Below are 8,709 nucleotides of genomic sequence, written 5' to 3'. Positions count from 1 at the left end.
GGGGATTGGGGATTGGGGATTGGGGATTGGGGATTGGGGATTGGGGATTGGGGATTGGGGATTGGGGATTGGGGATTGGGGATTGGGGAAAGACTTGTTGCAATGTTGCAAGTTCTCACAAGTCACCTTGTCTCCTTGTCCCCTTGTCTCCCCTGCTCCCCCTGTCTCCCCTGCTTCCCCTGCTTCCCATTCTCTATGCCAAGTGCATCTTTAAAACGCTGCGGGGTGCTTTACGAACTCTGGCTAAAACGGTTTCTTTGCCTAAACGCTGGCAAGCTTCATACCGATGGCAACCAGAAAAGCCATAATATTGTCCATCTACTTCTAGGACATCTATAGGTTCTTGCTGCCCAATCTCCGCAATCGATTCCATTAAAGCTTGCACTTTATTTGGATCGTTTGCACGAGGCAATGGCCGTTTTATCTGATTTAATGGAATTTCTTGGACTCTAACCATAAGGAGTTTATCCAACTAGTTCTGTTTTGTGTCTCTAAATAAATCATAGTCATTATGACTACGTTTTGCAACTATTTTGGGCAAAACTGCTAATGGTATCATTGGAGCACTCATGCGACAAAAAAACCGCACTACAAAGCAATCGGAAAATCAGCTCCAACACCGCATTAAGGGGCAGAAGACAATCGATTACTCGCTATCGCTCTTGGAAATGCTGCGCGTAGCTTGCTTCCCGATAGGGGTACGCTATCAGGTGGCTATGAAATTTTCGCTTTGGCGTTTTTCCCACACTGTGCTGACTACATTTTGTCTATTGGGACTAACTGCTGCATCAGCTCCTGAGAGTAACATTCAGGGTATGGAACTGAAAATTGGGATTGTGCAGCGATTTGGCTCACAACCTACAGCCAAACTGCAACTAGAATCCACAAAAGGCGATCGCTTAAAGCTAAAATTTCTTGCAAGCAATAAGCAGCAAACCTTAGTTACCAAGAATCCTGTAAAGCTGGAAACAGTCATGCAAGCTTTACCCCAGCCAATAGTCGAGGAAGTAGTAGTTTTAGGCACATACCGCACCTTTGAAACTGCGGAAGACAGTGCTAATAAATGGCGTTCTCAAGGAATGGAAGTGGAAATAGCCCAGCCAGAACGCTGGCAGGTTTGGGCGAAACGCGATGTTTATAGCACTCCTTTACTGCGACGGTTGCTATTGCAGAACATCCAAGCTTCTACGAAAGAAAAAGTATATCTTGATACTAAAGTTTTAAAACAAGTACCGCGAGTTAGTTGGGTGGTGGATGGTAAGCGCTATAGCCCGAATGATTTGGAAATCAGTACTGATAAAAACTTGATTCGGGTGAATAAAAGCGAAAAACCTGAAAATGCTCGTCTTTATGCTGGGCGAATGAATTTGCAGCCAAATGCTTATGGCACATACACTCTAGTTAACCAAGTTCCTTTAGAAACTTATTTGCGTGGGGTTGTGCCTTACGAAATAGGTACAGATGCACCAACAGCTGCGCTAGAAGCCCAAGCAATTCTGGCTCGGACTTATGCTTTAAGAAATTTACGCAGGTTCGCAGCAGATAACTATCAGTTGTGTGCTGATACTCACTGCCAAGTTTATTATGGGCTGAATGGAGCAGCTGCCAAAACAGACAAAGCGATCGCCTCCACCAGGGGTAAGGTAGTAACCTATAAAAACGAACTAGTAGATGCCCTTTATTCTTCTACTACTGGTGGCGTTACCGCCTCCTTCAGCGATGTCTGGAATGGTGAAGATCGTCCCTATCTGCGCCCTGTACTGGATGCTGCAACTAATTTTTGGGACTTGTCTAAGCAGAGTTTAGCAGATGAAAATAACTTCCAAAAATTTATTAATATCCAACAAGGATTTAATGAAAGCAAGTGGGATATGTTTCGTTGGCATAAGGAAACCCCTTTAAAGGATATTACCAAGGACTTGCAGAAATTTTTACAGGTAAAAAACAGTCCTTATGCCAAATTTAAAACAATTCAGGCTATGGCAGTAGTGAAGCGAAGCCAGAGTGGGCGTATCCTTGAACTTGCCGTCAAAACTGATAACGGCACCTTTGTTCTCCACAAAGACGAAGTTCGTAGTGCCTTTGCTGCTCCTAGAAGTACGCTATTTTACATAGAACCCTTAAATAAAGGAAAACCCGATCTTTGGGGATACGCTTTTATTGGGGGTGGATTAGGACATGGAGTCGGCTTGAGTCAAACTGGCGCTCAAAATTTAGCTAAATTAGGTTGGTCAAGTCCCAAAATTCTCCAATTCTACTATCCTGGTACTCAGATTCAGATTTTCAGCAAAGAGACTAAACTTTAAGTTAATCAGAAAAGTCCATACTGAAAAAATCAAGCAGGAACACAGTATTTTGTGTTCCTGCTCAACACGAAATTAGGCTTTTTTCAAAGTCGCTTTATAGACACGGCATTGAAAGGGCGTTAACACTAGATGCGGTGCTTCTATTTTTTCAACATCACTAACTCTTGCAAGAGGTTTATTATTGAGGCGCCTAACTCTTAGTAAAGTTCTTCCTCTTTGTGAGTTTCAATTGTCACATCAGAGGTTGGGTAAGCGACACAAGTCAGTACATATCCAGCTTGTATTTGATCGTCATCTAAGAATGACTGGTCACTCTGATCAACTGTACCGGTTATCAGTTTACCTGCACAGGTCGAGCAAGCACCAGCGCGGCAAGAGTAAGGTAGGTCAATACCTTGTTCTTCGGCAGCGTCTAAAATATATTCATCATCAGGAACGTCAATTGTTGTGTTAAGTCCTTCAGCATCGTTGACTAGTGTCACTTTATAAGTTGGCATTGAGTAATCCTCTTTTTTGCAAACGGTAGTATAAGTTATCTTTAGGCAAAGGTCACGGCTGTTCTGTGTGATTAGCCGCTCGTTCAAATTTGCTTCAATCTGATACTACGAGAAAAATTAAACGATGTGACTGGAAATTGAACCCGATTAGTAATGAAATTTAGTTGCTTAATCCTGATAAGTTTTATTTATATTATTTCCGTCCCTAGTCAGGCTGTAATTAGAAAAAGTTATATTAATGGATAAAAAATATGAATAGGATTAATGCCACCCAATACTTGTCGGGTTTTGGGGAAAAGGGGAAAGAAAAAACCTTTAACGAACTTTGGGGGTTTAAGTCCCCAGCAAGATAGGCAGCACGTTTTGTGTCGGGGTCTAAATCCCCGTCACAAAACGTAATTGCGAATTGCGTTAGCGAGGAACGAGCGTCATTGCGAATTGCGAATTGGTTTAACCTTAGGACTTACGCACACTCTACGAATTCTCGGCGCTCTTGGCGTCTTGGCGGTTCGAGAAATTAAGCTTTTTAGCAATTTTTGCGTAAGTCCTAAACCTTTACCCTTTTCCCTAAACCCAATGCCGAGTTAAAAATGCTTTACCGGAGCAGTATTGTAATGCCACCTATATTTTGTCAGACTTACGCAGAAGAGATCCCCAACTTCCCTTAAGAAGCAAAGCTGTTTCATTCGATCAGGTAGAGATTTTCTCAATATCAGTCTTGCTGTATCCCTACTCTAGCTAGATGCAACAGAAGACATTAACTGTACTAACGTCTTGATTATTTTGTGGTTATAGTTTTGAAAACATGCCCTAGTACGAATGTTGTAAAGTCTAAACTGTTGACACTCTGCGGTCTAAAGACACGCAGATTCTCTAAGACTTAGCTTAAAAGGGATAGTCAAATATCCCCCTAGACGCTCAAAACAACTACCAGTACGAGAGATATTGCAATTGCGCTTACTTAGAATGCTTTCCGAGTTCATCACTTGCCAGTTCGGTGCGCTCCGTGCTTTCCCATTACTTGTTTGCCCAGAGCTGCAATTTGTGCAGGTACGAGGCAAGTCAGGGGTCACTCCTTACAAAACACTTCTTAGCGCAGATGATTATTCCTACTCGCACAACAATATTATCATTTTTCACGGTGGTTAAAACCACCCGTGGCGCGTTTCCTCCACTGCCTGAAAGTCAAGTGGCTTCCACGCGTTCCACAATGTTGTTGTGAAATAATCAAAAACATAACTAGTGAGGATCATGTATAATTCAGGAGCAGCTTTGGAAAAAGCAAAAGTGCGTGTAGGTTTGGTGGGTACTGGGTATGCAGCAAAGTTTCGATCTGAGGCATTGCTCCATAATGAGGGAATGCGATCGCAGTTAATCGCAGCTGTTGGTCATACCGCAGAAACAACAGAAACCTTTGCCAAAGAGTACCAAATTGAAGCGTTGAGTTCTTGGCAAGAGCTAGTAGAGCGTGAAGATATAGACCTAGTGGTGATCTCTACTATTAATCGAGATCATGGTGCGATCGCTCGTGCAGCACTTACCAACGGCAAACATGTAGTTGTAGAATATCCTCTTTCATTGGATGTAGTCGAAGCTGAGGAATTAATTGCCTTAGCCAAAGCACAACAAAAACTCCTGCACGTTGAACACCTTGAACTTTTAGGTGGTTTGCATCAAGCCTTGAAAAAAAACCTAGCCAAAATTGGTGAAGTTTTTTATGTTCGCTACAGTACTATCAATCCCCAGAATCCGGCACCCCGCAAATGGACTTATAACCACGAGTTGTTCGGTTTTCCCTTAATAGGTGCCTTGTCTCGGCTACATCGTCTCACCGATTTATTTGGTAAAGTATTTACTGTTAACTGTCATCAGCGATATTGGGAAACAGAACCGGAATACTACCAAACCTGTTTCTGCACTAGTGAACTATCCTTTAATAGTGGACTTCTAGCCCAAGTAGTTTATGGTAAAGGCGAAAGTATTTGGCAATCAGAACGTAAGTTTGAAGTTCACGGTGAAAAAGGTGGTTTGATTTTTGATGGCGACACAGGATTGTTTATCCAGCCAGGGGAAACAACACCTATAGAGGTTGGCCCTCGCCGGGGTTTGTTTGCCAAAGACACGAGTATGGTTTTAGACCATCTTTTTGATGGTACTCCTTTGTACGTTACCCCAGAAGAGAGCTTGTATACCCTAAAAGTTGCTGATGCTGCACAAAGAGCTGCACAGACAGGGTTAACTATGTTTATGAAAGATACTTTAGATAAAAGTTAATGAAAAGCGAACTAATTGTTATTTTATCCCAACGAGAATTAGACAAAATGCGTCAAGCTGGGCGTTTAGCAGCTAAACTTCTCCAGCATCTCGAACAGTTCGTGAAGCCAGGAGTTAGCACTCTTGAACTAAATGATGAAGCCGAACGTTGGACGCAAGCGCATGGAGCAAAAAGCGCACCCCTTGGCTATAAGGGCTATCCTAAATCTATTTGCACTAGTGTAAATGAGGTAATTTGTCACGGCATTCCCAATGCCAAGCAAATTCTCAAAGAAGGTGACATTATTAATATTGATGTAACGCCGATTGTTGAGGGTTATCACGGCGATACATCTAAGACATTCTTTGTCGGTACTCCTTCGCCAAAAACAAGAAAGCTTGTAGAGGTAACAGAAGAGTGTTTGCGTTTGGGTATTGCTGAAGTTAAACCTGGGGCCCGCATTGGAGACATTGGTGCAGCTATTCAAGAGTATGCTGAAGCACAAGGCTTTTCTGTAGTGCGAGATTTCGTTGGACACGGCATCAGTAACATTTTTCACACTGCGCCGGATGTTCCCCACTATGGCACACGGGGTAAGGGTAAGCGCCTCAGACCAGGGATGGTTTTTACTATTGAGCCAATGATTAACGAAGGTACTTACGAAGTCGAGGTTCTAGGCGATAAATGGACTGCGGTCACGCGCGATCGCAAGCTTTCTGCTCAATGTGAACATACACTAGCTGTAACTGAAGATGGCGTTGAAATCCTCACTCTACCTGAAGGCGAGAATTACTAAACTAGTAGATTTTTCTACTACTTGATTAACATAATGGTTGAAACTCTTGCTGCGGAAAACGTCACACTTGAGCAACTAATATTGCTCTATGGATTAGAGTTAGTTGATTCGGAAGAATTCTTTCGAGAGTGGCAAGATGACCTACCAGAACTGACAAGCTTAGAAAAGCAGCTATTGGATCAAATAAAGGCAGGTTACATAAATTTACGAAACTATCCGCCTTTATTAGAAAATACAGTTAACACGATTGTTTTATCGCCACTGCTATTCATTGGCAAGTTTTATTTACCTCCTTTTCACCTCAAATTAGAGAAATCTATCGAGATTGAAACACAAGACAAGCAAACTATCATCAAAGGACGAATTGACTTCTTACTTTTAAATCAAAAATTCTGGGTAACAGTTATTGAGTCTAAACAGGTTGCTTATTCGGTAGAAGCAGGACTTGACCAAATTCTGGCATATATGCTGGCTGTTCCCCAGTCACAAGATGTAGTATTTGGCATGATTACTTCTGGTGGCAGTTTTATGTTCATTAAACTGCTTAAAGGTCATCCTCCTCGCTATGCCACTTCAGATATTTTTGATGTCCGTAACCGTGGTAATGAGTTATATAATGTACTCCAGATTTTGAAGCGTATTAGTCAATTGACTTTTGCCTAATCAAAGCTAGTTAAAATAATTAAGAGCAGTATTGCTGCTCTAGTTCTGAACCTAGCTGACAATTCAGGTCATCTGGAAAACCTCTCTCTAAATCTCTCTCCTAAAAGGAGAGAGACTTTGAATTTTGCCCCTTCCCGCGTCGGGAAGGGGGTTAGGGGGTTAGGTTTTTGGTGGACTTTTCCACATAACCTAAATTGTCAGCTGAACCTGGAAGGCGAAATCTCTATGCTCTCAGCCACTATTAATACAAGTAATCTTAGCTCTGAGGCATTCGTTGCTGGCTATCTGGATGATGTACGCTACGAGTTAATCGACGGAGAACTAATCGACTTGGAACCCACTGGACTTCATGAACAGGTAGCTGGGTTAATTAATCGTAAGCTCAACGTAGCAATTGATCTGCTCAATTTGCCTTGGTTTATTCCCATGAAATGCCTGATTAAACCATTAGGTCAAAATTCAGCCTTTAGACCTGATGTTGTGATTCTTGATCAAACGGCTTTGGCGAATGAGCCATTATGGAAAACTGAGCCAGTGATTACACTAGGCAAGTCTGTTAAATTGGTCGTGGAGGTTGTCAGCACCAATTGGCAGAATGACTATGCTAGGAAAGTCGAAGACTATGAAGCTTTAGGTGTTGGGGAGTATTGGATCGTAGATTATCTAGGGTTAGGAGGCAAACGCTACATTGGCTTATCCAAACAACCTGTAATCACGATTTATCAGTTAGTCGATGGAACTTATCAAGGACAACAATTTAGGGGAACAGAACGCCTCATCTCCCAAACATTTCCAGACCTGAATTTGACAGCAGAACAGATATTTGTTGCAGGTCGCTAGAGTTATTGTGGAATACGTGGCGCTTTCTGGGGAGAAGTATGTAAACTGCTTAATAATTCATTAGTGGGGGTTATGTTAGAAAAGTGCAAAAACGATATAACATGACTCTTGGCACTATTTTGATGTCAACAATTATCGATATAACGCTTCTCACTTAAGTGCAATACAGACCTAACCCCCAACCCCTTCCCTACGAGGGAAGGGGAGTAAGATTCAAAGCCTCTCTCCTTTTAGGAGAGAGGTTTGGAGAGAGGTCAAACTGTGTTGCATCCAAGCAAGAACCGCTATAAATCCAGTGCTTCTTAAATTTTCAAAGTTAATAGCAAAGACCTGTTCCAATTAGGTATGGTTCTGTTATCTCTTCCCACTCGTTATTTCTCCACCTTATTTTCTCGGCGTTGCTGAATGAAAGTGTGAAACTCCATGTTTTAAACTGTTTCCTTTGCGCCTTTGGAGGAAACCAAATTCATACTTTTAATCAGCAACGCCGTTTGATGATGGGGAAGTGATGAGGTAATCTTTTTACCCTCTAAGTTAAGGATAAACTCATCAATGGCAGAATTCGCAGATACAAATCCTCTTAACGGTACTCCAGGCCCTGACAGTCTAATTTACTTTAAGGTAGATGATCCTATAGGAGATAATTTTCTTCCGAGTAGTATTTTTGAACAAGTTTACATAAACGGATTAGACGGTGACGACTTTCTCGGCACTGTTTCTCTTAGCAGCTATTTCATCAATGGTGGTGCTGGGAACGATACTATCTATGGGGGTATTAACTCCGATGTCATTCAAGGAGATGATGTCGATGGCGTTGCAGGCAACGATTACCTCTATGGGGGAGGACACTGATGCTCTCTTTGGCCTTGGTGGCAATGATTTACTCAATGGGGGTACAGGCAAGGATACTCTCTATGGAGGTACTGGCAACGATGTTTTCCAGTTTGACTCAGTTTCAGATAGTCAACCTGGTTTGTCACGGGATATTATCAAAGATTTTGTTGGAAACGGTAACTTACCAGGAGATCGAATCGATCTATCTGGCATAGACGCTAACACGAATATAGCGGGCGACCAAGCCTTCACTTACATAGGAAGTGGCGCATTCACCACAGCAGGTCAAATCCGTTATTCAAAAGATATTCTCCAAGGTAATACTGATAGTAATCTATCTGCTAATTTCGAGATTCAGCTTGAAGGATCACCACTACTAGTGGCAAGCGATATTATCGTTTAATAGACTTCTTGCAAAAGTCCTTAATACCCCTCCCCCATGCCTTGGGGAGGGGAGCGTTTGCGTTAGAAATACTAACTGTACTAAGTTCCTATATTGAATTCGGGTAGTCGTTTATT

At 42.2% G+C, this 8,709-nt stretch carries 9 protein-coding genes; 7 read left to right on the top strand and 2 right to left on the bottom strand.

The window, feature by feature from the left end; all coding sequences use genetic code 11:
- Nucleotides 1-193: 193 nt before the first annotated feature.
- Nucleotides 194-457 (bottom strand): ParB N-terminal domain-containing protein, encoded by a 264-nt coding sequence (locus CDC33_RS18050; protein ID WP_012410090.1) that lies wholly within the window; start codon nt 455-457, stop codon nt 194-196.
- Between the two features lie 112 nt (nt 458-569).
- Between CDC33_RS18050 and CDC33_RS18045 the strand changes: the two genes are divergently transcribed.
- On the top strand, nt 570-2,306 hold the full coding sequence (locus tag CDC33_RS18045; protein ID WP_109009650.1) for a SpoIID/LytB domain-containing protein: 1,737 nt from the start codon (nt 570-572) through the stop codon (nt 2,304-2,306).
- 197 nt (nt 2,307-2,503) lie between these two features.
- On the opposite strand, the gene CDC33_RS18040 is transcribed toward CDC33_RS18045, so the two are convergent.
- Nucleotides 2,504-2,803 carry a ferredoxin gene (locus tag CDC33_RS18040; protein ID WP_109009649.1) on the bottom strand — a complete coding sequence of 100 codons (300 nt, stop codon included), beginning with the start codon at nt 2,801-2,803 and terminating at the stop codon, nt 2,504-2,506.
- Between the two features lie 1,251 nt (nt 2,804-4,054).
- Here CDC33_RS18040 and CDC33_RS18035 point away from each other — a divergent pair.
- From CDC33_RS18035 to CDC33_RS18010, 6 genes are all read left to right on the top strand, one after another.
- Nucleotides 4,055-5,077, top strand: a complete 1,023-nt coding sequence (locus CDC33_RS18035; protein ID WP_109009648.1) for a Gfo/Idh/MocA family protein — start codon at nt 4,055-4,057, stop codon at nt 5,075-5,077.
- A complete protein-coding gene (map, locus tag CDC33_RS18030; RefSeq protein WP_109009647.1) occupies nt 5,077-5,853 on the top strand; it encodes a type I methionyl aminopeptidase in 777 nt (258 codons plus the stop codon). Before CDC33_RS18035 ends, map begins: the two co-directional genes overlap by 1 nt.
- Before the next feature lie 33 nt (nt 5,854-5,886).
- A complete protein-coding gene (locus CDC33_RS18025; protein WP_109009646.1) occupies nt 5,887-6,516 on the top strand; it encodes a restriction endonuclease subunit R in 630 nt (209 codons plus the stop codon).
- 225 nt (nt 6,517-6,741) lie between these two features.
- Complete coding sequence (locus CDC33_RS18020) at nt 6,742-7,356, top strand: Uma2 family endonuclease (protein ID WP_181374061.1); 615 nt, start codon at nt 6,742-6,744, stop codon at nt 7,354-7,356.
- Between the two features lie 552 nt (nt 7,357-7,908).
- A complete protein-coding gene (locus CDC33_RS18015; RefSeq protein WP_109009645.1) occupies nt 7,909-8,208 on the top strand; it encodes a hypothetical protein in 300 nt (99 codons plus the stop codon).
- Nucleotides 8,192-8,593: a M10 family metallopeptidase C-terminal domain-containing protein gene (locus tag CDC33_RS18010; protein ID WP_109009644.1), complete on the top strand. Its 402-nt coding sequence runs from the start codon at nt 8,192-8,194 to the stop codon at nt 8,591-8,593. Before CDC33_RS18015 ends, CDC33_RS18010 begins: the two co-directional genes overlap by 17 nt.
- The last annotated feature ends 116 nt before the right edge of the window (nt 8,594-8,709 follow it).

Origin of the sequence: Nostoc commune NIES-4072 (genome assembly GCF_003113895.1) — a bacterium.
GTDB lineage: Bacteria > Cyanobacteriota > Cyanobacteriia > Cyanobacteriales > Nostocaceae > Nostoc > Nostoc commune.
The sequence above is the reverse complement of the archived record's forward strand: the minus strand, read 5'-3'. Positions and strand labels throughout refer to the sequence as shown.

Coding starts and splice junctions, on each gene's coding strand:
- CDC33_RS18010 (WP_109009644.1), top strand. CDS start 8,192: ATGGGGGAGGACACTGATGCTCTCTTTGGCCTTGGTGGCAATGATTTA.
- CDC33_RS18015 (WP_109009645.1), top strand. CDS start 7,909: ATGGCAGAATTCGCAGATACAAATCCTCTTAACGGTACTCCAGGCCCT.
- CDC33_RS18040 (WP_109009649.1), bottom strand. CDS start 2,803: ATGCCAACTTATAAAGTGACACTAGTCAACGATGCTGAAGGACTTAAC.
- CDC33_RS18050 (WP_012410090.1), bottom strand. CDS start 457: ATGGTTAGAGTCCAAGAAATTCCATTAAATCAGATAAAACGGCCATTG.
- CDC33_RS18025 (WP_109009646.1), top strand. CDS start 5,887: ATGGTTGAAACTCTTGCTGCGGAAAACGTCACACTTGAGCAACTAATA.
- map (WP_109009647.1), top strand. CDS start 5,077: ATGAAAAGCGAACTAATTGTTATTTTATCCCAACGAGAATTAGACAAA.
- CDC33_RS18035 (WP_109009648.1), top strand. CDS start 4,055: ATGTATAATTCAGGAGCAGCTTTGGAAAAAGCAAAAGTGCGTGTAGGT.
- CDC33_RS18020 (WP_181374061.1), top strand. CDS start 6,742: ATGCTCTCAGCCACTATTAATACAAGTAATCTTAGCTCTGAGGCATTC.
- CDC33_RS18045 (WP_109009650.1), top strand. CDS start 570: ATGCGACAAAAAAACCGCACTACAAAGCAATCGGAAAATCAGCTCCAA.